Here is a 23,574-nt window from a genome sequence, read left to right as displayed (position 1 = left end):
GCTGCGGCCAGTCCCGCGGCGTTCAGCACGCTCGGACCCGGACCGGCCGTGACATGATCATTCGGGTAGCCGTTCCGGCGTCTGTCGTCTGGTTCAGTGCTGGGACTCGCGCAGATAGGCGAGTGCGGCCAGGACCCGGCGGTGACTGGTCGGCCCGGGGTCGATGCCGAGCTTGGAGAAGATGCTGGTCACGTGCTTCTCGACGGCGGCCGTGGTGACGACGAGCGCCGCCGCGATACCTTGGTTCGACTTGCCTTCAGCCAGTTGGGCCAGCACCTCGCGCTCGCGCGGGCTCAGGTCGTCCAACGGGCCGCCACGGCGCCTCTTGCCGAGCATCCTGCCGACGACCTCGGGATCGAGCGCACTGCCACCGGCGGCCACCCGCGCGACCGCGTCGGTGAACGCATCGACATCGCCGACCCGCTCCTTGAGCAGATACCCGACGCCCTCTGCGCTCTCGCCGATCAGATCGACCGCGAATTGATCTTCGTAGTACTGGGACAGCACGAGGACGCCGGTCCGGGGTTGGCGTCGACGCAGTTCGATGGCAGCGAGCAGACCATCCTCACCTCTGCCGGGTGGCATCTGGATGTCCACCACCGCGACATCCGGTCGATAGGCAAGAGCCTTGCCCAGGAAGTCCTTGGCATCACCGGTCTGCGCCACCACGTCGAAGCCGGCCTCAGCGAGCAGCCGGACGATTCCTTCCCGCAGCAGGACATCGTCCTCCGCGACGATCACGCGAGTCCGATCCGCCACCCTGGCAACCTAACATCCGTCACTCGGCGGGTCGGGTTGACCGGAGGCCGGGGTGCGGCCGGCCCCGTCCCGGTGGTCTGTTCGACCCCCGACCAGGTCTCCGGTGTACCTGATTCCCGAGGCCTCGGCGCGGCGGAAGAGTGAGCATCACAAGCCGCAACGACGAGGACCGAGGGTTCATGATCATGAGAACAGAACAGACCGGCCGTCGGCTGTTGCTGACCGACCCGCGGAGTTGGCCCGCAATGAACGTCATGCCGCCGCCGTACACGGACTTCCAGTGCCGCCACGATGCCGAGGTCGACGATCATCCCTATCCGCACTCACCCAAGGCGCTGAGTGTCCCGTGTCGGGTCCCCGGGCAGAAGAACCGACGCCGCCGAACCCGGCCGCCGCGACTGGCGTATCAAGCAGAAGAGCTCGGCCGCCGGCCGAACTCTCCGTACCTGTGAACGATGTCCCGACTCATCACCGTGTGTCCGAGGGGGGACTTGAACCCCCAAGCCCTGTAAAGGGCACTAGCACCTCAAGCTAGCGCGTCTACCTATTCCGCCACCCGGACCCGGGTCGCCGCCCTGAGCGGCGCATGAACTATAGCCAACCAGAGCAGCCGCCGCCAAAGCGGAGCCCCGATCACCGGTGATCCGGTGCGATCGGGTTAGGCAAGGCTAACTTATCTGGAACAGTTCCAGAAAACCTACTAATCTTTCTCCCATGACGGAGATGGCGACAGGACCCGCCGAGGTCGTGGCCGCGGAGCCGCACGGAGGAATCGGCCAGAGACTGAACTGGCTGCGCGCCGGAGTTCTCGGCGCCAACGACGGCATCGTCTCGACGGCAGGCATCGTCATCGGTGTCGCCGGTGCTGCGGTGAGCCGGAATGCGATCGGACTGGCCGGCCTCGCCGGCCTGGTGGCCGGAGCATTGTCGATGGCCGCCGGCGAGTACGTGTCGGTGAGCACGCAGCGGGATACCGAGCGGGCACTCATCGCGCAGGAGAAGCACGAGTTGGCCACCATGCCCGAGGCCGAACTCGAGGAGCTCGTCGAGATCTATCGGGAGAAAGGTTTGTCCGAGCCGCTGGCCCGTCAGGTGGCCGAGGAGCTCACCGAGCACGACGTCCTGGCGGCGCATCTGGACGCCGAACTGCACCTGGACGAGGACGACCTGACAAACCCGTGGTCAGCCGCATTCGCCTCGGCGCTGTCGTTCACGGTCGGCGCCCTTCTTCCGTTGTTGATGATCCTTCTCACCCCGGAGGCCGTACGCATTCCGCTGACCTTCGTTGCGGTCATGATCGCCCTGATGATCACCGGATTCGTCAGCGCCCGGCTGGGCAAGGCACCGGCGCTCCGCGCGGTGCTCCGCAACGTCATCGGTGGCGCCGCCGCAATGGTGATCACCTACGTCATCGGGCGGTTCGCCGGCACCCTCTGACCGGCACGCCGATCAATACCGGCGTCAGCACGGCGCCCGCCAACCCGTGGGGACAACCGCGCCGATCGCGGATGTCAGGATGAAGCCATGACGTCCGTCTCCTCCCGACAGTCCGCCGATCCGGCCCCCTACGCACCCGACGCCGAGGTCGTCCGGCTCACCTCCGAGCTGATCAGGATCGACACCTCCAACTACGGACCCGAGCCCGGTCCGGGGGAGCGGACGGCCGCGGAGAGAGTCGCCGAACTGCTCGACGAGGTGGGCATCGAGAGCCGGCTCTACGAGTCGGAACCGCGGCGGACCAGTCTGGTCGCGTCCTGGGCACCCGACGGGGTCGACGCGTCGGCGCCGCCGCTGTTGATCCATGCCCACCTGGACGTCGTCCCCGCCAACGCGGCCGATTGGCAGCTCGATCCGTTCGCCGGCGAGATCTCCGACGGTTGTGTCTGGGGTCGCGGAGCGGTCGACATGAAGGACTTCGACGCGATGCTGCTCAGCGTCGTGCGGGCCAGAGCGCGCGCCGGGGTCGCACCGCGTCGGCCCATCCGGATGATCTTCACCGCCGACGAGGAGGCCGGCGGCCTGCTCGGCTCGCAGTGGCTCGTCGATCACCATCCCGAACACCTCGAGGACTGCCCGGAGGCGATCGGCGAGGTCGGTGGCTTCTCCCTGACGGTGAAAGATGATCTTCGCCTGTATCTGGTGCAGACCGCCGAGAAGGGCATGAACTGGCTGAAGTTGATCGCCGATGGTACGGCCGGCCACGGATCGATGCGGAACTTCGACAATGCCGTCACCGAGCTGTCCGGAGCGGTCACCCGGATCGGTGAGTACAAGTGGCCCGACCGGATCACGGCGTCCCAGCGGGCCTTCCTGGATGCGGTTTCTGAGGCGCTGCAGGTCGACCTCGACCCGGACACCGTCGAGCAGACACTGCAACGACTGGGCAGCATCTCCCGGATGGTCGGCGCAACGATGTCCAACACCGCCAACCCGACGATGCTGCAGGCCGGATACAAGCACAATGTCATCCCCGGCCAGGCGACCGCGGCGATCGATGGCAGGACGGTGCCCGGCGGTGAGGAGGAGTTCTTCGCGACGATCAAGGAACTGATCGGGGAGAAGGTCAGGTACGAGAACGTCGTCAACCTGCAGGCCGTGGAGACCGAGTTCGCCGGCGCCCTGGTCGAGGCGATGCAGACCAGCCTGGTGGCCGAGGACCCCCAGGCACGCGCCGTGCCATACCTGATGAGCGGCGGCACCGACGCCAAGGCCTGGGCACGGCTCGGCGTTTCGTGCTTCGGCTTCGCACCGTTGAAGCTGCCGCCGGATCTGGACTTCGTCGGGATGTTCCACGGCATCGACGAGCGGGTGCCGACCGAGTCACTGGAATTCGGTGCTCGGGTGTTGGACCGTTTCCTCGCCATCGCCTGACCGGCGGACTAATCTGATCGGGCAATGAAACAACCCGTCGAGTACCAGGTTGAGAAGGTCCGGCTCAGCCGCGACCTGTCCCGAGGCGCGGTGCGGAAGTTGCTCACCGACCATGCCGAGTACGGCGGTTGGGAGTTGACCCGGTTGCGCCGCTATCGCGACGGCACCCGCGAGGTCTGGATCCGCCGCAAGATCATCAAGGTCGCCTCGACGCTTTGATCCCGGCCGTTGACCACTGGCTCCTGAACCCGGCCGCTGAACCTTGCCCCTGACCTGCCACTGACCCCGGCAGGTCGCGGGGCGTCAGCCGGTGGCACGGGCCGTGAGGCGGCCGCCGGACACGTCGTCGAGTGCGATGGCGATCTCGGTGGGAAGAGCCTTGCCTTCGACGGCCAGGGCAGGCGCGAGTTGGGCGGCCGTCCGAGCGCCGAGCAGTGGGGCAGTGACACCGGGGGCGTCGCGTACCCACAACAGCGCCACCTGCAGTGGCTCGAGATCCAGCCCCTCGGCCGCCCGGGCGACAGCCTCGACCACAGCCCGGGACCTGGTCTGCAGATACGGCTCGGTGAACCAGGAGAAGTGGTCGGTTGCGGCCCGGGAATCGCGCGGGATCCCGGTGCGGTACTTGCCGGTCAGCACGCCCCGGCCCAGCGGTGACCAGGGAAACAGGCCAAGGCCGAGCGCGCGCACCGCGGGGAGCACCTCGACCTCGGCGCGGCGAGCCAGCAGGGAGTACTCCACCTGCGCGCTGGTGATCTTGGCCCGGCCCGGGACGGCTTGTTGCCAGGTGGCCGCCTGTGCCGTCTGCCAGCCGACGAAGTTCGAGATCCCGACGTAACGGGCCTTGCCGCTCGCCACGGCATGATCCAGAGCCGACAACGTCTCCTCCAACGGCGCCGTCCCCCAGGCATGGACCTGCCAGATGTCGACGTGATCGGTGTCCAGTCGGCGTAATGACCCCTCCAGGTCCCGCAGCAGCGCGCGCCGGGACGTGTCGGTGATCCGCTTCCCGTTACGGATCGCAAAACCCGCCTTGGTGGCGATCACCAGGTCGTCCCGATCGACGACCTCCTTGGTCAGCTTGGCGATCAGCCGCTCGGCGTCGCCGGCCGCGTAGGCCGCTGCGGTGTCGATCAGATTGCCGCCGGCTTCGCAGAAGGCGGTGAGCAGTTCACCGGCGTCGTCGACGCTGGTGTCGCGGGCCCAGGTGAGGGTGCCGAGACCGAGCCGGGAAACCTGCAGCCCACTGTCGCCCACCTGCCGCATCTCCATGGGACGTGACCCTAACCGGTCCGGGCGCCAACTCCTGCGACAGCCGTGCGATGCGAGCCGCGCCGCGACGAGTCGTGGCTCACCACGATGCGGACGCGGTGAATGCGGCGCCCAACAGGGCCGCCGCCTCGGGATCGGCCGCCCGACGCAGGTCGATCGAAGCCGGCAGCTCGGGTGCCGCGTCCCGCAGTCCGTCGAGCAGGGCCGGACGGACAAGATCCCAGGATCGTGCGATGGCGCCGCCGACGACCACAACCTCTGCGCCGAAGGCGACGATGTACGGCGCCAGTGCGCCGGCGGCCGCGCGCCAGGCGTGGTGGAACACCTCCAGCGCGTCAGCATCCCCGGCGCGGCCCAGCGCAGTGAGCTCGCTCACCGTCATGATCTTGCCCTTTCGGCCGCGGTTGTACGCGGCCAGCACCGCCCGACTCGAAGCAGTGTCCTCCAGCGGTCGGCCGGCGATCTCCAGTCGGTAGGCGCTGCCTTCCGGCGGAACGGGTTCGCCGTCGGTGATCGCCTGCCCGTCGGCGACGAATCCGGTGCCGACGCCGGTGCCCAGGGTGATCCCCACCAGCCGGGTCGGCCGGGGCTCGTCGCAGGCGAACCACTCACCGACGGCGAAGGCGTCGGCGTCGTTGCTGAACCGGATCCGGACGCCGTTGCCGATGCCGTCGGACAGCGCCGCGCCGATGTCGACTCCGGCAAGGGCCGCGAACTTGCCCACGTCGGCGAACCTGCCGATGCCACGGGCATAGTCGAACGGCCCCGGCATCGCGACCCCCAGACCGGCGCCGCGGAACCGAGCTGCCGGGCGGTTGCGATCCACTCAGCCAGGATGGCCGCGCCGCTGCCGTCGGGATCGACCGGTCGGCGGACCCGGGTGCCGGGGACCAGCCGGCCGCCGCGCAGGTCTGCGACGGCGCCGGTGATGTGGGATCCGCCGACGTCCATCACCGGGATCGGTTGCTGGTCAGGCCTTGGCCGGTTCGCCATAGTTGACCACTGTCGTCGGAAGAACGGCGCGGATCGGCGGCCGGGCGATCGGCTCGGCGCCGTCCCCGGTCTCGCTCCGGGTGCCGGGTGTCGGCGTCGGCCGGTGTTCGAAGAGGACTTCGGCGCTGCGGACGCCGAGCTGGACGGCGTTGAAGGTCACCAACGTCAGCGGCCGCTGAAACAGGTCGGCCACCTCGATGTCGTCGAACCCGGCAAGGGTGATGTCGCTGCCTGCGTCCCGGATCGCCCGCAGTGCGCCGATCGTCATCTGGTTGTTCGCCGCGATCACCGCGGTCGGGGGATCGGCGAGCCCCAGCAGTCGTCGGGTCTCGCCCATCGCCCACCGGCTGTCCCCGGCGTGTTCGGTGATCAGCCGGTCGTCGATCGGAACCGACTCCTCGGCGTGGGCGGCGGCGTACCCGCGGAATCGTTCCGAACCGGTCCACATCGCCCGGTTCAGGCCGAGCAGACCGATCCTGCGATGGCCGGCTGCGAGCAGCTGCCCGCACAGCCGCCGCATGCCGCCGAAGTCGTCGACGATCACCGAGCTGGCCTCGACACCGTTCGGAGGGGTGGTGGCGAAGACGACCGGGCCGGCCCGTCGGCAGAGTTCGGCCAGATGCCGGTGATCGGGTGTCGCCGGCACGATGATCACGCCGTCCACCTGATGGCTGCCCAGGTCGTTGATCACCTGCCGCTCGTTGTCAAGATCATTGTTGGTGCTCATGATCATCAGCCGGGTGTCGTGCCGGGCGGCGACGCGTTCGACACCGACCGAGAACTCGGCGTAGAACGGATTGGCCAGATGGCCGACCACCAGGGCGATGACGTGGGTCGGGCCGCCGGTGCGCAGCTGCCGGGCGAACTCGTTCGGCTGGTAACCGAACGCCTTCACCGTTGCCAGCACCTGTGCCCTGGTGGCTTCGGAGACACCGGGACCACCGCGCAGCGCACGGGAGACGCTCATCGGCGAGACACCGGCCTGCAGAGCGATGTCGCGCATCGTCGGCCGCGGGCGGGCAATCTGCCCATGCCCCTCCCGGTAACTCGTCTCCCGGTGACTCTCTTCGTGGCCGGATTCCTCGGATTCGATCATGTCACCCTTGCCTTCACCAATCGCACGCGTGTCGTGGAGGTGGATCGGACTCTATAGCTGCCGAGCCCGGCCGGGACCGCAATCGTCTCGGCGTAGTTCAGCTCATGATCGCCGCGTGCCGTCTCCACGCGGCAGGAGTCACCCTCGACCAGGGTGAGGACATGGAATCTGCCGTCGTCGGCCTGGTCGGCGGCTTCGGCCGGATCGATGACCAGCCGGCGTACCTCGAAGAACATCTCGGGCAGGCTGCCGAGCAATTCCTCGTGCCAGCCCTGTCCTTCTCCGATCCGGCGCGGCGCCTGCACCAGCTCGTCGCGGACAGCCCGACCCTGCCTGCGCGGATCGAGATTGCGGAAGGCGTGCTCGACGTGCACCGGGCGCTGCCGGCCCTGACCGTCGGTACGCAACCAGTCGAAGAAGCGCAGCGAATACAGGTACGGCGTGGCGGACACCTCGAGGACGACGTTCCCGGCGCCGCTGCCGTGTGGGGTCCCCGCCGGCACAAGGAACAGTTGGTGTTCGGTCGCCGGGAAGGTCTGCACGTAGCGGGTGATGTCGAACCGCCGGCCGTGATCATGGGCGCGTTCTGCCTCCTGATGGAATTCGTCGAGGTCGACGTCACCCTGCAGTCCCAGGTAGACCAGGTTCTCCTCGCCGCCGACCATCAGGTAGTACGACTCGTGCTGGGTGTACGGCCAGCCGAAGACCTCGCGCATGACGTCCGGCTGGGGGTGGGTGTGGATCGAGAGGTTGCCGCCGTCGACGGTGTCGAGATAGTCGAACCTGATGGGGAACGATGTGCCGAACCGATCATGGACGCTCTCGCCCATCAGCCGGCCCGGATGCCGGGAAACGACCAACTGGAAGGGGATCTCCACGCTCAGGTCCGGATGGTCACCCAGCAGGACGCCACTCTCCGGTGCGATCAGTTCGTAGCCGAGCGCCGTGTTCGGCCCCTCGCTGTTCATCCCCAGCTTCCGCTCCGCCCAATGTCCTCCCCAGGGGGTTGAGTTGAAGGTCGGCAAGGTGCGGAACGGTCGATCGGCGAGCCGGGCGCAGCTCTGCCTCAGGCAGTCGCCGGTGATCCAGGTCGGCTGCTGGAGATCGCGAAGATCACCCCACAGGTCGACGCGCCCGCTGATGGCGTCGCGATGTCGATCAAGGAGCGGCCAGTCGGTGTAGAACAGCCTTCTGGTGCTCGGCGGGAGGTCGCCCGGCTGGAAGAGGTTGACGCCGGTGCCGGCGGTGACCTCGGCTTCTGCATAGCGCTTGGGTCGGTCGAGCCACCACAGAACGTCCGGATCGGTCAGCGCGGCACCCGGGCCGTACACGAGTTGCACCACATCCTGGCCGGTTCCCGGTGTGATCAGCCGATCGGGCTCGATCAGATCATCCAGGGTGCCGCCGGCAAGCCTGGCGAAATCAGGATCATCGGCCAGTCCCGGACTCCCGGTCAGGTCGAGGATCTCCGACCACGGTCGGGAGAGGGTGGCAGTGGAGATCAACGCGACCGGTCGGCCGGTGGCCTGTTCGACCGCCTGCGTCATCGCCCGGGCCACGGCCTCCCAGTGCGGCATGGCGGGGCCGTCGACCGCGATCCGCCGGATGTCCGGGTCGATGGTCGAGGCGGCCGAGGGCCACCCTCGGTGGACCGGCTGCGATCCGGCCGGCGGGTAACACGGCCGGCGTACGTACTGGGCCACGATCTGCTCCATCCGCTGTGATTGCTGGGAAAACGATATCGATACCAATCCCTTAATGCCATCTTCGCCGGGTATTGCCTTCACGTGGACGGTATCGGTAACGTCACTGCCTGCAGTGGAGACCAAAGGAGGCCCCATGCAGAGCAGCACCCGCTGGAGCCGGCGCGGATTCCTCGGTCTGGTGGCCGGGGCCGGTGGCCTGATGACGGGCTGCGCCGGATCACTGACCCGGCCGGCGCCGGGCAACGTCGTCACCTTCGTCAACACCAACGCGACGTGGGGGCCGGGCTTCGATGCGGCCAGCACGGTGCTGGACGCCAAGTGCGGTTACGTCCTGCAGCCCCGAGCGGTGAGCAACACCAGCAACTTCCAGCAGATCGTCAGGATGTCATCGCGCACCGACACCTCGGCCGATCTGATCAAGTGGTGGAACGGGTATCGGCTGACCGACGTGGCTCGCAGCGGGATGCTCGCCGATGTCACCCAGGCTTGGAATCTCGCCGAGCAACGGGGCTGGATCGACGACCCCGAGCTCAAGGAGACGTTCACCTACGACGGCAGGCAGTACGGGATGCCGTTGTACAAGACCTACTACGTCGTCTTCTACTCCAGGAAGGCGTTCGCCAGGATCGATGCCGATGTGCCCGCCACCTGGGAGGAGTTCCTGGACGTCTGCCGGCGGCTGAAGCGGGCTGGGATCACCCCGATCGCCTCCGGCGGAGCGACCAGCTGGGAGTCGTGCATCTGGTTCGGTCAGGTGGTCAACGGCACCGATCACCGGTTCTACCTCGACCTCACCCAGGGCCACGCCTCCTACCTTGATCAACCGGCCGTCGACGCGATGAACCTTTGGGTGGAGCTCTACCAGCGCGGATTCTTCTCCGCACCCGATATCGATACCTCGACCGTGCCTGGACTCTTCAACGCTGGGTCGGTCGGCATGCATCTCTACGGCACCTGGAACACCGGGTCGTACACCGCGGCCGGACTCACCGACGACGATTTCGGCGAGTTCCTGCTGCCCTCGATGCCCGGTGGCTCGCCGTCGGTGATCGTGGAGAGTTCGCCGCTGTCGGTCTCGGCGCAGGCGCACAAGAAGGATGCGGCGCAGAAGATCGAGGACGTCTGGCTCGATCCCGACGTCCAGACCGCCTGGGTCGGTTTCCTGCAGGACCTGTCGGCCAATCCGCAGGTGCTCCCCAAGGTCGCGGCGCCCCGCCAGATCGGCGCCGCCGTCGCCGAGCAGAAACCATCGCAAGCCATCCGCTACTGGGAGGCGTCGCCTCCCGTGCTCGTGGAGGGAAACGTGCAGGACCTGAGCGCGTTCATGACCAACCCGACGCCCGGCAACGTTCGGCCGACCCTGGAGAGGCTGCAGAAGCGGGCCGAGATCGAGTGGAGGGCGTGGCGACTATGACCACGGTCACCACCCGCAGACCCCCGGTCAGCCGGGGAGAAAAGGCCGCGCCGACACCGGGTCCGCGACCGGGCTCGAGCCCATCAGCAGCGTTCGGCTTCCTGCTGGTCCCGGTGGCACTGGTGACCGCGTTCATGATCATCCCGTTCGCGATCACCGCAGTGGACAGCCTGTTCTCCGACGACGGCCTGCATCGTGAGTTCGTCGGCCTGGCGAACTACGCCGCATTGGTCACCGACTCCGGTTTCGGGCACGCGATCCTGAACACCCTGATGTGGGTCGCCGGCACCCTGCTGTTGCCGGTGCTGCTGGGACTGGTCTTCGCCGTGCTCTTCAACAGCGTCCGGTGGGGGATCGTCGCCCGTTGGGCGGTGACGGTCCCGTACGCCCTGAGCGGCTCCGCGACAGCGCTGATGTGGACGTTCATGCTGCAGAGTGACGGCGCTGTCAACCAGATCCTCGTTGCGGTCGGCCTTCAGTCCTGGCAACAGCAGTGGCTGCTGCAGTGGCCGCTGAACACAGTGACGATGATCATCGTCACAGCGTGGCAGGGCACCGGGGCGGCGCTGATCCTCTTCCTCATCGGATTGCAGGCCATCCCTGCGGAGACGATCGAGGCCGGGCGGTTGGACGGTGCCGGTGGACCGTCGATGTTCTGGCACGTCATTGTTCCCCAGTTGCGCCCGATGGCGGTTGTGGTGATCGGAATCTCCATCGTCAACAGCCTGAAGACCTTCGACATCGTCTGGTTGCTCACCGCGGGCGGTCCGGGCACCGAGTCGGAAACGCTGGCGCTGACCATGTACCGCGAAACCTTCACCCTCAACCGTTACGGCTACGGCGCCGCGGTCTCGGTCGTGCTGACCGTGATCGTCGTCGCAGCATCCTGGCTCTATCTCCGCCGCCAGGTGGGCGGCGCCGGAAGGCGATGATCATGAAGGTTTCCCGGATCGCCCTGAACGTCGGTGTCGCCGCCATCTCGTTGATCTGGCTGGTGCCCACCTACCTCATCATTGTCAACGCCTTCACCCCGGCCAAGGACTACACCGGATCCCCGCGATGGTGGATCGCCGGCTGGGACATCGTCGGCAACATCGCCACGGCGTTCAGCGGTGCGCACGTCGGGCGGGGCATGATCAACTCGCTGCTCTACGCCGCGGTGGGCGGGTTGATCGCCGTACTGGCGGCGGCCCTCGGCGCCTTCGCGGTGAGCATCGTTGCGGTGAAACGCCCGGCACTGTGGTTCTGGTTGATCTTCATCGGCACCGTGTTGCCACTGCAGACGTTCCTGGCCCCGCTCTTCAACGGCTACGCGACCTTGTCGTTGTACGACACCCAGTACGGGATGATCCTGGTCTACGCAGCCCTGGCCGTGCCGTTCGCCTTCTTCGTCACCCGCAACTTCCTGCTCACCGTTCCTCGCGAGGTGGCCGAAGCAGCGCGGGTCGACGGGGCGAGCTGGCCCGCGATGCTGGTCCGGGTGCACCTTCCGCTGGCCCGCGGTGCGCTGGTCGCGGCCTTCATCTTCCAGTTCACCTGGATCTGGAACGACCTGCTCTTCGGCATCACACTGTCGATCAGCCCGAACGTCCGGCCGGTGATGGCCACCCTGGCCGACCTGTCCGGCTCCTATTCAACCGTCGGACCGCCGGTGATTCTTGCCGGGGCGATCGTCGCGTCGTTGCCGACCATCGTGCTGTTCTTCGCCGCCCAGCGGTTCTTCGTCAACAGCCTCAGGCTCACCTCCTGAGGCGACGTCCCACCCAACCGAACAATCCAGAAGTCGAAAGGCATCGATGACCACCAAGGCGTTGATCAAGGACTATCCGTGGTCGACCGAGAGGGCGCGGGCGGGGACGATCGGCCTCGCCGTCGCCGCCTCCGGACAGCTCGGCAGCCGTACTGTCCAGGTGATACCCGAACACCTCGTCCGGCGCGGGCCGGGCGGACGGGAACGGACGCTGCGGATGATCACCGACGGGCGGGCCACCGGTGATCATGATCACTGGTCCTTCACGCTGCGCAACGGCGACGGTGAGCTGCCGGTTCACGTCGAGGCCGGACCGGACGGCTCCGTCCGACTGTTCACCCCGGTCCGCGGGTCCGCCGAACCCGTGCGGTTGACGGTCACCGATGGCACCGAATCCGCGGTCCTGGAGTTCGTTCTGCAGCCGCCACGGGAGTGGACCATCCATCTGGTGCACCACTCACATCTCGACATCGGCTACACCGACCCGCAGGGCGTCGTCCTTGGTGAGCATGTTTCCTTCCTCGATTCCTGTCTCGACCTGACCAGCAGCACCGACGGCTGGCCGGACGACGCGCAGTTCCGGTGGGCGGTCGAATCGCTGTGGTCCTTCGAGCAGTGGGCCGCCGCCCGCCCGGAGCACCGGGTCAGGCAGTTCATCGACCGGGTCAAGGAAGGACGCATCGAACTGACCGCGATGCCGTACAACCTGCACACCGACACCTGCTCGACCGACGAACTGCACGAGCTGCTCCGGTTGGCGGCTCGGGTCGAGCGCACCTACGGCATCAAGCTCCGATCGGCGATGCAGACCGACGTCCCAGGCACGGTCGCCGGCCTGCCGGACGCCCTGGCCGAGTTGGACATCCGATACCTGTCTGTGGCGCACAACTGGGCCGGACGATCGGTGCCGCAGTTGGTCGGCGGCCAGCATCTGCCCCGGTTGTTCCGCTGGCGATCACCGGGCGGCAACGAAGTGCTGGTGTGGATGACCGACAGCCCACACGGACTGGCGTACATGGAAGGCCCGGTGCTCGGCTTCGACACCTCCTACGCCATGGTGGATGACCTGCTGCCGGCATATCTGACAGCGATGGCGACCAACCCCTACCCGTTCCCGCCCGGGATGTTCGGCTGGCACGGACCGGCCGTCGAGGATCGCGAACCGTACCCGTTCGACCTGCTGCATCTGCGGGTCCAAGGTCATTTCGGGGACAACGCACCACCCAGGCTGATCCTGGCCGAGACGGTACGGCAGTGGAACCAGACGTGGGAGTATCCACGCCTGCGGTTGAGCACCAACACCGACTTCTTCACCGATGCCGAGCAGCGACTCGGTGATCGACTGCAGACCTTCGAGGGCGACTGGGGTGACTGGTGGGTCGAGGGCGTCGGCTCCGGTGCCCGTCCGCAGGCGATGATCCGCCAGGCCCAGGCATCGGTGACCTCGAGCCAGTCGGTCTACGGCATCGCCTCCGCACTGTGCGCCTCCGGCTCGGCCACCGCCGAACGAACCGATGCCGAAGCCTCCGCCGTGTACCACCACGTGTCGCTGTTCAACGAGCACACCTGGGGTGCGGCCAACTCCTGGACCCATTCCGACGAGGGGATGAATTCCGGTTCGCAACAGGAGATCTGGAAGTTCGCCCATGCGATCAACGGATTCGATCAGGCATCGGTGATGGCCGATCACGCCGCCTCAGCGCTCGGCACGGTGCTGCCGACGGGCACTGGCGCCACCGTGAGCTACTGGGTGACCAACCCGACCGCGGTGCCCCGTCGGAGCGGGACAGTGCGACTGTTCCTTCGGGAGAGCCGGATCCCACTCGAGCGGGCGGTCGATGTCACCGACGGTCGGACCGGTGATGATCTGCGATTCGCCGTTATCCCGCAGACCAACCCGACCCATCGTGACGCCGGCCGGTTCCTCGACGTACGGATCGACGACATTCCCGCCTTCGGCCTGGTCCGGGTCGACGTCCATGATCAGCACGACCCGGTCTCCGGCCACGGATCAACCGGTGAGGATCTCGACTGGGGCGGCGCCTCCGCCACCGGGCAGGTACCGGAGCCGGGGACTCCCGCGGTCCTGGAGAATGATCATCTCCGGGTCGAGGTGGACCTGGTCAGGTCGGTCATCGGGTCGCTGGTGGAGAAGGGCACCGGGCGCGAGCTGGTCAACCCGGAGGCGCTGATCGGCTTCAACGGCTACGTCTATGACACCTACACCACCGCCGGCGGCTACAACCACCAGGCGAACAAGACATCGGTGTCCCCGCAGTTGGAACTCCTCGGAAGCCGGTCGCTTGCCAGGCCGGCGGTGTTGATCGATTGCGTCGACGACGGTGTGGAGCAGCGGCTGACCTATGAGTGGAATGCCGACGGTGTGATCCGCGGTTGGACCACCGTGCGGCTCGGCGCCGACGACGCCCATCTGATCATCGACAACCGCTTCGACAAGCCGGCCACGATGACCAAGGAGAGCGCGTACCTGTCCTTCCCGTTCGCGCTGACAGAGCCCGACATCCGGTACGAGATCAGCGGAACGGTGACCGGCACCGGCCTTGATCATGTGCCCGGTGCGCCGCAACACATGCGGGCGGTACGCTCCTTCGTCACCCTGGCCGACGACTCCGGTCCGGTGGCCTGGGTGACCCGCGACGCCCCGCTGCTGCAGACCGGAACCATTGCGCTGCCGTACGCCCCGTTCCCGGAATCCACCGCTCCCTGTGAACCGGCGACCCTTTACTCCTGGGTGCACAACAACCTCTGGGACACGAATTTCCCGCCCCAGCAGGCGTTCGAAGCCACCTGGCGGTACGCGATCGGTGTCCGACGTCGCGACGAGGGGGAGATCACTGCCGCCGAACTCGGCATCCGGACGGCGGCCGCGGTTGATCAGCCGCTGATCGGCGTGCCGGCCACCGGTCCGGTGGCCGATGAGCATCCGGAGCGGAGCCTGCTCACCGTTGATCATCCCGAGGTCCGGGTGATCGCCATCCGCCCGCTCGCGGGCTCGGCTGGTCACGACGATCTCCAGGTCACGTTGCAGAGCTTCGCCGATCAGCCGGTCGACGTTGCGCTTGCGGTGCCGGTCGGACTGACCGGCGCGGCCAGGACCACCTTCCTCGGCGACGACGCCGAGGAGCTCGAAGTGTCGTCGCATGGTCAGGGCGGGCAGATCGTCCGGGTCAGGATTCCCCGGCTCGGCTCGACAGCGGTCCGGCTCAAGCGCTGACCGCACACCATTCCCCTGACAGGTTGGTCTCGGATCGAGGAGGATCCATGGCAAGAGAACACAAGCCGGTAGCTGCCGCCATCGGTGCGGTAGTCGCCTTCATCCTGGCGGTGACAGCGGCTGCCTGCAGTGCGGGCACGGCGGACAGCGGGGCAGGGAACCCGGCGGGTGGTTCGGGTGGTGACAACAGCGCCGGTGACTCTGCTCCGTACCTGTCCTTCGCCCCGTGCTGCAGTTGGGGCACCACCTGGTCGTACAACCCGTACAACGTCAACGGGCTGGGCATCCAGAACGACTTCATCACGCTCCGGCTGGCCATCCAGAACTATCCCAGCCTGACCGACTACACGCCGCAGCTGGCCGACAGCTGGAAGGTCGAGAACAACAGGCTGATCGTCCACATCCGCGAGGGCGCGAAATGGCAGGACGGGTCGTCGGTCACCAGCAAGGACGTCTACGACACCGCGATCCTGAACGGCACCCGCGGCGACGGGTTCTGGAACGACATCACCGACGTCGAGGCCACCGATGCGCAGACGGTCACCTTCACCTTGCGCAAGGGACAGCCAGTGCCGCTGGCCGAGAACGACATCCTGGCCAACATCCTGCCCTACCCGTCCAGTGTGTACGGCAAGCTCGTCACTGCGCAGTTGGAGAAGGATGTCCCGGCCTATTACCGGGCGTTCCAGCAGGATCCTGACAAGGCCGGCAAGCTGCCCGCGTTCAAGCGGATGGGTGAGGTGTTCAAGAATCTTGCCGCGCTGAAGGTGGACAAGCTGATCGGCGACGGCCCGTTCCAGCTGGACAACATCACCACCAAGGAGGCCAAGCTGTCCAAGTGGGACGGCTTCTGGGGTGCGGACAAGATCAAGATCGGTGGTATCGACTACCTCAACGGTGACACCCAGACGATCTACCCGCAGCTGTTCAGCAACCGCATCGACTTCTCCAACGCGTACATGCCGCCGCCGATCCTGAAGCGCTGGACCGGCACGCCCGACGCCCATACCCCGCTGCCGTTGGCCTTCGGCTTCGTGCTGGGGTTCAACAACCACAAGTACCCGTTCAACATCAAGGAGGTCCGGCAGGCGCTGGCGTATGTGATTCCGCGCAAGCAGATGAGCGACGCCGCGTACGGCACGCTGCCCGGAGCCGGTGGTACGTGGAAGGAGGTCAATACCGGCATCTCCCCGACGATGGAGAAGCTGTACCTGCCGCAGGACAAGATCAACCAGCTGAACAAGTACCCGGTTGACCCGGCCGAGGCAACCCAGCTGCTGAAGTCGAAGGGGTTCACCAAGAAGGGTGATCAGTGGATGATGCCCAACGGTAAGCCGTTCACGATGACCTTCATGGTCAATTCGCAGACCACCGACATCGTCACCTCGTTCCATTCGGCGGCAACGGCGTTGACGGCCTTCGGCATCAAGGCCGACGTGAACGCGACATCGGGCGCACAGCAGGATGCCGATCAGCACAACGGCGACTTCGACGCCGGCATGTACTTCATCGGCGGCAACGATCCGTTGCAGATGTACGACGGAATGCTGGGAACCGGCAACAACTTCTCCAGTTCAGGCAGCTACGCGGGCAAGCGCGGCCTCGGCTTCGGGCCGAAGGTCGACGTCCCGGGTCTGGGCAAGGTCGAGATCAACACGACGCTGGACCGGCAGGCCCGCAATGTCGCACCCGGCCCGAAGCTGACCGAGCTGACCTGGGACTACGCGCAGCTGGTGAACGAGCAGGTCCCCTACATCTGGTACGCGACCAAGGTCTACCAGTTCCCGTACTCGACGAAGAAGTTCACCAATTGGCCGCCGGTCGGCAAGAACGGCAGCAGCCCGTTGTGGGACATCATCGGTGCGAACATGAACGGAGGGATCTCGCTGGCCCTGCAGCAGGGCTACATCGTTCCGAAGTGACGTCGCTCCCGGGTCGCACCGCTACGGTGTGCTCATGCGCCTTGCCCTGAACCTCGGCTATCTGGTCGGTGCGGATGATCCGCATGATCAACTGCGGCTGACCAGACATGCCGAGGAGTTGGGCTTCGACTCGGTCTGGACTGCGGAGGCGTACGGCGGAGACGCCCCGACGTTGTTGGCCTGGCTCGGCGGTCAGACCACCCGGATCGGTTTGGGCGCCGCGGTGATGCAGATCCCGGCACGGACCCCGGCGATGACGGCGATGACCGCCGCCAGTCTCGATCGGCTGACCGGCGGCCGGTTCCGGCTCGGCCTCGGGGTCTCCGGTCCGCAGGTCTCGGAGGGGTGGCACGGCGTCCGGTTCGACGCCCCGCTGGCGCGCACCCGGGAGTATCTGGAGATCATCGACCTCGCCCTGGAACCCAAGACGGTCGAGTACCACGGCCGACACTTCGAACTGCCGCTGCCCGACGGGCCCGGCAAGCCGCTGAAGCTGATGATTCGGCCGGCCAGCGACCACGTCCCGCGCTATCTGGCGGCGCTCGGGCCGAAGAACCTGCAGCTCTGCGGCGAACTCACCGACGGCTGGCTCGGGATCTTCTTCGCCGCGGACTTCGCCGCCGAACAGCTCGGCCACATCGCCGCGGGCAGGGCCCGGACCGGTCGGTTCGAGGCCGGCCGGGAACTCGACGGTTTCGATGTGATGGCCACCGTCCCGCTGGTCGTCGGCGCCGACGTCGAGCGGGCAGCACAGCCGATCCGTGCCTATGCGGCCCTCTACCTGGGCGGGATGGGCAGCCGGGCGCAGAACTTCTACAACCGGCTGGCAGTCCGGATGGGGTACGAGGCGGAGGCTGCCGAGATCCAGCAGCTCTACCTGACCGGTCGACAACGGGACGCCATGGCAGCCGTACCGCTGCAGTTCATCGACGACACGTCTCTGCTCGGGGACACCGCTCGGCTGGCCGATCGGCTGCAGGCGTTGGCCGCGGCCGGGCTGACCACCTGCGCCGTGTCGCCGTACGGTCCGGTCGAGGCCAAGCTCGCCGCGCTCACCACGATCGCCGAGGCGTTGGACAAGTCCGGCGTCGGCTGACCGAGTGGCGCGACACGCCGCCGATATAAGGGGTTATCTGACCCCTCGGCGGGTCAGGGGGTGCTGCCGAGCGGGTCGAGGACACCGGTCAGCAGCAGCACGGCGACGACCGCGGCGAGGATGATCCGGTAGATCACGAACGGCCAGAAGCTGTGGGTGGCGACGAAGCGCAGCAGCCAGGCGATCATCACCAGGCCGACGACGAAGGCCACCACACCGGCCAGCAGGGTCGGGCCCCAGGAAACCTGCGTATCACCGCTGATCCCCTGGTAGAGCTGGAAGAACCCGGCGCCCAGGACCGCCGGAATGGCCAGCAGGAACGAGTAGCGGGTGGCGGCCTCACGCCGATAGCCCATCGCCAGACCGGCGGTGATGGTTCCGCCGGAGCGGGAGACGCCCGGGATCAGCGCCAGCGACTGGGCCAGCCCGTAGAGGATGCCGTGTTTCCAGGTCAGCTGGTCCAGGGTGCGGCGGTGGGTCGCGAGGCTGTCGACAATGCCGATGACCAGGCCGAAACCGGCGAGCATCGCGACGGTGATCCAGAGGTTGCGCAGGGCGTGTTCGATGGCGTCCTGGAACAACAGTCCGAGGACGATGATCGGGATCGACCCGATGATCACCAGCCAGCCCATCCGGGCGTCGGGATCCTCGCGCGGGATCCGGCCGATCAGCGCGAGGAACCAGGCCCGGATGATCCGCCCGATGTCCTTGGCGAAGTAGACGACGACCGCGACCTCGGTGCCGATCTGGATGATCGCGGTGAAGGCGGCGCCGGGATCGGCGCGGCCGAACAGCTGGCCGACGATCGAGATGTGAGCGCTGGATGAGATCGGCAGGAATTCCGTCAGACCCTGTACGAGTCCGAGCACCAGTGCCTCGAACCAACCCATCCGCAGTCCTCCCCATCGCCCGACGCATGCACACGTGCACCGGCGGCGCACCGATCGCCCATCCTGTCGGTTCCGCCCGCCGTCGCCAACTCAGCACGCGGTATTTCCGGGCCGTGATCTCAGGTCCGGCCGAAAATCCGGACCACGGTCCGATCCGGCTACGACCACGGAGTGAGTAGGGGTGTGTCTTCGGGTGGGAGTACGCGGTGGTGAGTACAGCGGGTGGGTAGATTCGCCGCCGCAACCGGCTTGTGATGCCCGTTCGCGGCCTCTGCGAGGTTCTGGACGGCAGGAATGCTCACCGGAGGGCGCCACCGGGAAGGCGTCGGATACAAAGGACGGGTGTCGATCCACACCGAGCACCCGTTCCTGACGCCGGAACCCGACCGCGATCCGGTACGTCGCGCCCGCGGGCGGTTGAACGCGCCGGTGACGATCTGGACCACCGGAGCCGGCCGGGAACGGGCCGGCCTGACGGTGTCGTCGATGATCATCGCCGAGGGTCGGCCCGCCGAGCTGATCGGGCTGGTCAATCCGGATTCGGCGCTCGGCGAGGTGATCGACCAGACGCGGTCGCTGGTGGTCAATGTGCTCGGCGGTGCTGACCGGACCGTCTCCGACGTCTTCGCCGACCGCACCCCCTCCCCGGGCGGCAAGTTCCGTACCGGCGACTGGACCGACACGGACTGGGGTCCGGCGCTGCAGGGCGTACCGGCCTGGATCGGAGCTCGGCTCGTCGACGCTCCGTTGACCCGGGCCGGCTGGGCCTATCTGGTCCGCGCCGAAATCCAGAAGGTGCACCTGAGCGCGCTGGTCGACGGTGACCACGCCCTGGGCTACCTCCGCGGCCACTACCACTTTCCGGCCTGGTGAGGCACTCCCGGCCGACCGACCTGCTACGGCCCGACGTAAGGTCGCCATCGTGACAACGGTGCTGCTGCTCCGCCATGGCCGGACCAACGCCAACCTGACCGGCGTGCTCGCGGGCCGTTCTCCGGGCGTCGAGCTGGACGAGGTCGGCCTGCGCCAGGCCGCCGCCGCCGCCGAACGGCTTGCGCCGCTACCGGTCCGGGCAGTGGTGAGTTCACCGCTGCGCCGCTGTCGACAGACGGCCAAGGCCGTCGCCGACGCCGGCGCCGCCGCGCTGGCCGGCCAGAACGGCGGCCCGCTCCCGGTGGTCACCGAGGCCGGGCTGATCGAATGCGGCTACGGGTCCTGGACCGGTCGCAAGCTCAGCGATCTGGCCAAGGAGAAACTCTGGTCAACGGTGCAGCAGCAGCCCTCGGCCGTACGCTTCCCCGACGGTGAGGCGATGTCGGAGATGTCCGCCCGGGCGACCGCGGCCATTCGCGCCTGGGACCAGAGGATCGCTGCCGAACACGGCGACGCTGCGCTCTGGGTGGCGGTGTCGCACGGCGACGTCATCAAGGCCATCCTCGCCGATGCCCTCGGGATGCATCTTGACCAGTTCCAGCGGATCATGATCGACCCGGCGTCGATCTCGGTGATCCACTACGCCGGAAACCGCCCGTTCGTGCTGAGAATGAACTCGGTCGGCCAGGACCTCGAGTCGCTGATCCCCAAGCCACCGAAGAAGGCGGCCCGGAGATCTGCGAGCAGATCCGCCGCGACAACCGGCAAGAAGGCAGCGGCCAAGCGTCCTGCGCGGACGGCGGCAGCGAAGTCCGGGCCACAGGCCGCGGTCGGCGGCGGCCTGGGTGCCGAGGACCTCCTCTGACGGCAGACGGTTAGGCTGGAAGACATGGCGATTCTTGTGCACCGGTACGACTCGCCGGACCGATTCGTCGCCGGGACGGTCGGTCAGCCGGGGGAGCGGACCTTCTTCCTGCAGGCGCGCGAGGGCAACCGGATCACCAGCGTTGTGGTGGAGAAGCAACAGGTGTCTGTGCTGGCCGAGCACCTGGAACGCGTGTTGGACGAGATCCTCCGGCGCAGCAGCGGTCAGGTCGAGGTGCCGCCGCCGGTCAGCCGCGCCTCCGACACCTCACCCCTTGACGCCCCCATCACCGAGGAGTTCCGGGTCGGCACGATGACGATCGCGTGGGACCCGACGGTCAACCGGGTCGTCATCGAGTTGTTCTCCAATGTCGACCAGGCCGAGGAATCCGAGGAGGAGGCGCCTCCCGACCCGGACGCGTCGGCCTCGGACGAGATCGACGCCGACGAGGTGATCGTCGTCAAGATCAGCCCGGCCTACGCGCGGGACTTCATCGCGCGGGCCCAGGCACTGGTTGCCGCCGGACGGCCCGCGTGCCCGTTCTGCCTGCAGCCCATCGACGCAGAGGGCCACATCTGCCCGAGGGCCAATGGTTATCGCCGACCGCTCTTCTGACCCCGGAACACCCGGCGCCGCGGGAAACCAGACCGATCATGATCACGCCGACCGGCGGCATTCGGAGGTTGATGATCACCATCAAGATCATCCCGCGCTGACCACCCAGCCGACCGACGGTGAGATGGAGATCGTCGGGCGACTCCGGCAGGCCTCGAACCAGACCTTCCTGGTCAGGATCACCAGACCCGGGTCGGAGTTGCGCGGCGTGTACAAGCCCATCAAGGGGGAGCGGCCGCTGTGGGACTTTCCGGAGGGGACGCTCGGTTTCCGCGAGGTGGCCGCCTATCGGGTGTCCCGACTGGCCGGCTTCGACGTCGTCCCGGTGACCGTGCTCGCCGACGGGCCGTTCGGTCCCGGCTCCCTGCAGATCTGGGTTGATTCGGAGGCTGACGAGGTCGACCGACTGGTCGATCTGGTGTCGGTCGACGACGTGCCGGAGAGCGGCTGGTTCCCGATCGTCGAGGGGTACGCGGCCGACGACAGCCCGATCGTCGTGATGCACGCCGACGACAACCGGCTCCGCAACCTGGCCGTCTTCGACGCCCTGATCAACAATGCCGACCGCAAGGGCGGTCACATCCTGGCCAGCCGGGGAAGGGTGTTCGGGGTTGATCACGGAATCTGCTTCCACACCGAGAACAAGCTGCGGACCCTGCTGTGGGGTTGGTCCGGAGATCGGTTGACCGCCGAGGAACTCGGCCGCATCCGTACCGTTGCCGATCAGGCAGTCGACCTGCTCGCCGATCTGCTCAGCGAAGAGGAGATCGAAGCCTTGATGCTGCGTGCCGAGGGGCTGATGATCAGCGGGCGTCTGCCCCACCCGCACAATGACTGGCACACCATCCCATGGCCCCCGTTCTGAGGTCTGGGTCGGGGCGCTCGCGGGCGGCTCGCTAGGCTTCGACGTATGCAGGCCTGGAGAGCGGCGCCCGTCCCCACCGTCCCGCGCACAGACAGCGATGACCTGAAGATCTTCGATTCGGCGGCACAGGAAATCGTCACCCTCGGTCCTCGCCACGGCATTGCACGGATGTACGTCTGCGGCATCACCCCGTACGACGCCACCCACATGGGCCATGCCAACACCTACGTCACCTTCGACCTGCTGAACCGTGTCTGGCGGGACCACGGCCTCGACGTCAAATACACCCAGAACGTCACCGATGTCGACGATCCGCTGCTGGAACGGGCGGACCAGACCGGGGTGGACTGGCGTGACCTGGCCGCGGACCAGATCCAGTTGTTCCGCGACGACATGGAGGCGCTGAACGTCATCCCACCGGCCGACTACGTCGGAGCGGTCGAGTCGGTCGGACTGATCACCGACCTGATCGACGAGTTGCAGCAGCGCGGCTCCATCTACGCCGTGGACGACCCCGACTACCCGGATCTGTACTTCCGCCGCAAGAGTGACGACGACTTCGGCTCGCTCGGCCACCTCGAGGGTGCGCAGGCGCTCGCCGTCTTCGCCGAACGCGGCGGCGATCCGGACCGACCGGGCAAGGAGGATCCGCTGGACTGCCTGGTCTGGCGCCTGGAGCGACCTGGGGAGCCGGCCTGGGACAGCCCGTTCGGCCGTGGCCGGCCCGGCTGGCACATCGAGTGCACGGCGATCGCACTGCAGAAACTCGGTACTGATTTCGACGTCCAGGGCGGCGGCAGCGACCTCGTCTTCCCTCATCACGAGATGTGCGCTGCCGAGGCGCGGGTGGCAACCGGCAGGCCGCTCGCCAGAGCGTACGTGCACGGTGGGATGGTCGGCCTGGACGGCGAGAAGATGTCGAAGTCACTGGGCAACCTCGTCCTGGTGTCGCAGTTGCGCGAACAGGGCACCGACCCGATGGCCATCCGCCTCGCCCTACTGGCCAACCGCTACCGGGAGGACTGGTTCTGGACCGATGATCTGCTCCGATCCGCCGAGCGCCGGCTGCAGCGCTGGCGGGAGGCCGTACGTCTGGACGCCGGCCTGGGCGCCGCCGAAGTGATCACCCAGATCCGCTCGGCCCTGAACCATGACCTGGATGCACCGACCGCGCTGGCCGCGGTCGACGCCTGGGCCGGCGCCTCGTTGGCGGCCGACTGCGACGACACCGAGGCCCCCCGGCAGGTGGCCGAAGCCGTCGACGCCCTGCTGGGCATCCGCCTCTGATCCGCCGGCGCCGTTGGTGCGGCGTCGTCGGCGTGGTGTGGTTGGTGCGGCGTCGTCGGCGTGGT

21 protein-coding genes and 1 tRNA gene are annotated in these 23,574 nt (G+C 67.3%); 15 read left to right on the top strand and 7 right to left on the bottom strand.

Annotated elements, in window-relative coordinates; all coding sequences use genetic code 11:
- Positions 1 to 93: 93 nt before the first annotated feature.
- Complete coding sequence (locus tag GJV80_RS10785; protein ID WP_230208345.1) at positions 94 to 759, bottom strand: response regulator transcription factor; 666 nt, start codon at positions 757 to 759, stop codon at positions 94 to 96.
- Positions 760 to 899: 140 nt separating this feature from the next.
- On the opposite strand from GJV80_RS10785, the gene GJV80_RS10780 reads away from it, so the two are divergent.
- Positions 900 to 1,211, top strand: a complete 312-nt coding sequence (locus tag GJV80_RS10780; RefSeq protein WP_154687894.1) for a hypothetical protein — start codon at positions 900 to 902, stop codon at positions 1,209 to 1,211.
- Positions 1,212 to 1,235: 24 nt separating this feature from the next.
- Here GJV80_RS10780 and GJV80_RS10775 read toward each other — a convergent pair.
- A tRNA-Leu gene (locus GJV80_RS10775) sits at positions 1,236 to 1,321 on the bottom strand.
- A 152-nt stretch (positions 1,322 to 1,473) separates the two neighbouring features.
- Here GJV80_RS10775 and GJV80_RS10770 point away from each other — a divergent pair.
- From GJV80_RS10770 to GJV80_RS10760, 3 genes are all read left to right on the top strand, one after another.
- On the top strand, positions 1,474 to 2,196 hold the full coding sequence (locus GJV80_RS10770) for a VIT family protein (RefSeq protein ID WP_154687893.1): 723 nt from the start codon (positions 1,474 to 1,476) through the stop codon (positions 2,194 to 2,196).
- A gap of 87 nt (positions 2,197 to 2,283) precedes the next feature.
- Entirely contained in the window at positions 2,284 to 3,630 is a 1,347-nt protein-coding gene (locus GJV80_RS10765; RefSeq protein ID WP_154687892.1) for a M20/M25/M40 family metallo-hydrolase, read from the top strand.
- Positions 3,631 to 3,654: 24 nt separating this feature from the next.
- Complete coding sequence (locus GJV80_RS10760) at positions 3,655 to 3,849, top strand: DUF5703 family protein (protein ID WP_154687891.1); 195 nt, start codon at positions 3,655 to 3,657, stop codon at positions 3,847 to 3,849.
- A gap of 84 nt (positions 3,850 to 3,933) precedes the next feature.
- Here GJV80_RS10760 and GJV80_RS10755 read toward each other — a convergent pair whose 3' ends face one another.
- From GJV80_RS10755 to GJV80_RS10740, 4 genes are all read right to left on the bottom strand, one after another.
- Positions 3,934 to 4,902 (bottom strand): aldo/keto reductase, encoded by a 969-nt coding sequence (locus tag GJV80_RS10755; RefSeq protein ID WP_154687890.1) that lies wholly within the window; start codon positions 4,900 to 4,902, stop codon positions 3,934 to 3,936.
- A 79-nt stretch (positions 4,903 to 4,981) separates the two neighbouring features.
- Entirely contained in the window at positions 4,982 to 5,728 is a 747-nt protein-coding gene (locus GJV80_RS10750) for an ROK family protein (RefSeq protein WP_154687889.1), read from the bottom strand.
- A 144-nt stretch (positions 5,729 to 5,872) separates the two neighbouring features.
- The gene (locus GJV80_RS10745) at positions 5,873 to 6,991 is read right to left on the bottom strand and encodes a LacI family DNA-binding transcriptional regulator (protein WP_154687888.1); all 1,119 of its coding nucleotides are present in this window, start codon (positions 6,989 to 6,991) and stop codon (positions 5,873 to 5,875) included.
- Complete coding sequence (locus tag GJV80_RS10740; protein ID WP_230208344.1) at positions 6,988 to 8,706, bottom strand: class I mannose-6-phosphate isomerase; 1,719 nt, start codon at positions 8,704 to 8,706, stop codon at positions 6,988 to 6,990. Before GJV80_RS10740 ends, GJV80_RS10745 begins: the two co-directional genes overlap by 4 nt.
- 124 nt (positions 8,707 to 8,830) lie before the next feature.
- Between GJV80_RS10740 and GJV80_RS10735 the strand changes: the two genes are divergently transcribed.
- From GJV80_RS10735 to GJV80_RS10710, 6 genes are read left to right on the top strand one after another with little or no spacing between them, the layout of a single operon-like run.
- Positions 8,831 to 10,111 carry an ABC transporter substrate-binding protein gene (locus GJV80_RS10735; protein ID WP_195909286.1) on the top strand — a complete coding sequence of 427 codons (1,281 nt, stop codon included), beginning with the start codon at positions 8,831 to 8,833 and terminating at the stop codon, positions 10,109 to 10,111.
- On the top strand, positions 10,108 to 11,043 hold the full coding sequence (locus tag GJV80_RS10730; RefSeq protein WP_154687886.1) for a carbohydrate ABC transporter permease: 936 nt from the start codon (positions 10,108 to 10,110) through the stop codon (positions 11,041 to 11,043). The genes GJV80_RS10735 and GJV80_RS10730 overlap by 4 nt, the downstream gene beginning before the upstream one ends.
- 2 nt (positions 11,044 to 11,045) lie before the next feature.
- On the top strand, positions 11,046 to 11,861 hold the full coding sequence (locus GJV80_RS10725; protein ID WP_195909285.1) for a carbohydrate ABC transporter permease: 816 nt from the start codon (positions 11,046 to 11,048) through the stop codon (positions 11,859 to 11,861).
- A gap of 46 nt (positions 11,862 to 11,907) precedes the next feature.
- Complete coding sequence (locus tag GJV80_RS10720; protein ID WP_154687884.1) at positions 11,908 to 15,096, top strand: alpha-mannosidase; 3,189 nt, start codon at positions 11,908 to 11,910, stop codon at positions 15,094 to 15,096.
- 47 nt (positions 15,097 to 15,143) lie between these two features.
- Positions 15,144 to 17,018: an ABC transporter substrate-binding protein gene (locus GJV80_RS10715; RefSeq protein ID WP_154687883.1), complete on the top strand. Its 1,875-nt coding sequence runs from the start codon at positions 15,144 to 15,146 to the stop codon at positions 17,016 to 17,018.
- A gap of 34 nt (positions 17,019 to 17,052) precedes the next feature.
- Complete coding sequence (locus tag GJV80_RS10710) at positions 17,053 to 18,114, top strand: LLM class F420-dependent oxidoreductase (protein WP_154687882.1); 1,062 nt, start codon at positions 17,053 to 17,055, stop codon at positions 18,112 to 18,114.
- Positions 18,115 to 18,167: 53 nt separating this feature from the next.
- Here the strand turns inward: GJV80_RS10710 and GJV80_RS10705 are convergent, their stop codons facing one another.
- On the bottom strand, positions 18,168 to 19,004 hold the full coding sequence (locus GJV80_RS10705) for an undecaprenyl-diphosphate phosphatase (protein ID WP_154687881.1): 837 nt from the start codon (positions 19,002 to 19,004) through the stop codon (positions 18,168 to 18,170).
- Positions 19,005 to 19,346: 342 nt separating this feature from the next.
- Between GJV80_RS10705 and GJV80_RS10700 the strand changes: the two genes are divergently transcribed.
- From GJV80_RS10700 to mshC, 5 genes are read left to right on the top strand one after another with little or no spacing between them, the layout of a single operon-like run.
- Positions 19,347 to 19,877 carry a flavin reductase family protein gene (locus GJV80_RS10700; protein WP_195909284.1) on the top strand — a complete coding sequence of 177 codons (531 nt, stop codon included), beginning with the start codon at positions 19,347 to 19,349 and terminating at the stop codon, positions 19,875 to 19,877.
- A 49-nt stretch (positions 19,878 to 19,926) separates the two neighbouring features.
- The gene (locus GJV80_RS10695) at positions 19,927 to 20,742 is read left to right on the top strand and encodes an MSMEG_4193 family putative phosphomutase (RefSeq protein WP_154687879.1); all 816 of its coding nucleotides are present in this window, start codon (positions 19,927 to 19,929) and stop codon (positions 20,740 to 20,742) included.
- Between the two features lie 24 nt (positions 20,743 to 20,766).
- The gene (locus tag GJV80_RS10690) at positions 20,767 to 21,357 is read left to right on the top strand and encodes a DUF3090 domain-containing protein (RefSeq protein WP_154687878.1); all 591 of its coding nucleotides are present in this window, start codon (positions 20,767 to 20,769) and stop codon (positions 21,355 to 21,357) included.
- Positions 21,332 to 22,222 (top strand): SCO1664 family protein, encoded by an 891-nt coding sequence (locus GJV80_RS10685; RefSeq protein ID WP_154687877.1) that lies wholly within the window; start codon positions 21,332 to 21,334, stop codon positions 22,220 to 22,222. Before GJV80_RS10690 ends, GJV80_RS10685 begins: the two co-directional genes overlap by 26 nt.
- 45 nt (positions 22,223 to 22,267) lie before the next feature.
- Positions 22,268 to 23,509 (top strand): cysteine--1-D-myo-inosityl 2-amino-2-deoxy-alpha-D-glucopyranoside ligase, encoded by a 1,242-nt coding sequence (mshC, locus tag GJV80_RS10680; protein WP_154687876.1) that lies wholly within the window; start codon positions 22,268 to 22,270, stop codon positions 23,507 to 23,509.
- Positions 23,510 to 23,574 lie beyond the last annotated feature (65 nt).

This window comes from Microlunatus sp. Gsoil 973, assembly GCF_009707365.1.
Classification (GTDB): Bacteria; Actinomycetota; Actinomycetes; order Propionibacteriales; family Propionibacteriaceae; genus Microlunatus.
This window is presented reverse-complemented; position numbering and strand designations above follow the sequence as displayed.

Coding starts and splice junctions, on each gene's coding strand:
- GJV80_RS10765 (WP_154687892.1), top strand. CDS start 2,284: ATGACGTCCGTCTCCTCCCGACAGTCCGCCGATCCGGCCCCCTACGCA.
- GJV80_RS10745 (WP_154687888.1), bottom strand. CDS start 6,991: ATGATCGAATCCGAGGAATCCGGCCACGAAGAGAGTCACCGGGAGACG.
- GJV80_RS10685 (WP_154687877.1), top strand. CDS start 21,332: ATGGTTATCGCCGACCGCTCTTCTGACCCCGGAACACCCGGCGCCGCG.
- GJV80_RS10690 (WP_154687878.1), top strand. CDS start 20,767: ATGGCGATTCTTGTGCACCGGTACGACTCGCCGGACCGATTCGTCGCC.
- GJV80_RS10715 (WP_154687883.1), top strand. CDS start 15,144: ATGGCAAGAGAACACAAGCCGGTAGCTGCCGCCATCGGTGCGGTAGTC.
- GJV80_RS10720 (WP_154687884.1), top strand. CDS start 11,908: ATGACCACCAAGGCGTTGATCAAGGACTATCCGTGGTCGACCGAGAGG.
- GJV80_RS10770 (WP_154687893.1), top strand. CDS start 1,474: ATGACGGAGATGGCGACAGGACCCGCCGAGGTCGTGGCCGCGGAGCCG.
- mshC (WP_154687876.1), top strand. CDS start 22,268: ATGCAGGCCTGGAGAGCGGCGCCCGTCCCCACCGTCCCGCGCACAGAC.
- GJV80_RS10705 (WP_154687881.1), bottom strand. CDS start 19,004: ATGGGTTGGTTCGAGGCACTGGTGCTCGGACTCGTACAGGGTCTGACG.
- GJV80_RS10710 (WP_154687882.1), top strand. CDS start 17,053: ATGCGCCTTGCCCTGAACCTCGGCTATCTGGTCGGTGCGGATGATCCG.
- GJV80_RS10740 (WP_230208344.1), bottom strand. CDS start 8,706: ATGGAGCAGATCGTGGCCCAGTACGTACGCCGGCCGTGTTACCCGCCG.
- GJV80_RS10755 (WP_154687890.1), bottom strand. CDS start 4,902: ATGGAGATGCGGCAGGTGGGCGACAGTGGGCTGCAGGTTTCCCGGCTC.
- GJV80_RS10725 (WP_195909285.1), top strand. CDS start 11,046: ATGAAGGTTTCCCGGATCGCCCTGAACGTCGGTGTCGCCGCCATCTCG.
- GJV80_RS10735 (WP_195909286.1), top strand. CDS start 8,831: ATGCAGAGCAGCACCCGCTGGAGCCGGCGCGGATTCCTCGGTCTGGTG.
- GJV80_RS10730 (WP_154687886.1), top strand. CDS start 10,108: ATGACCACGGTCACCACCCGCAGACCCCCGGTCAGCCGGGGAGAAAAG.
- GJV80_RS10760 (WP_154687891.1), top strand. CDS start 3,655: ATGAAACAACCCGTCGAGTACCAGGTTGAGAAGGTCCGGCTCAGCCGC.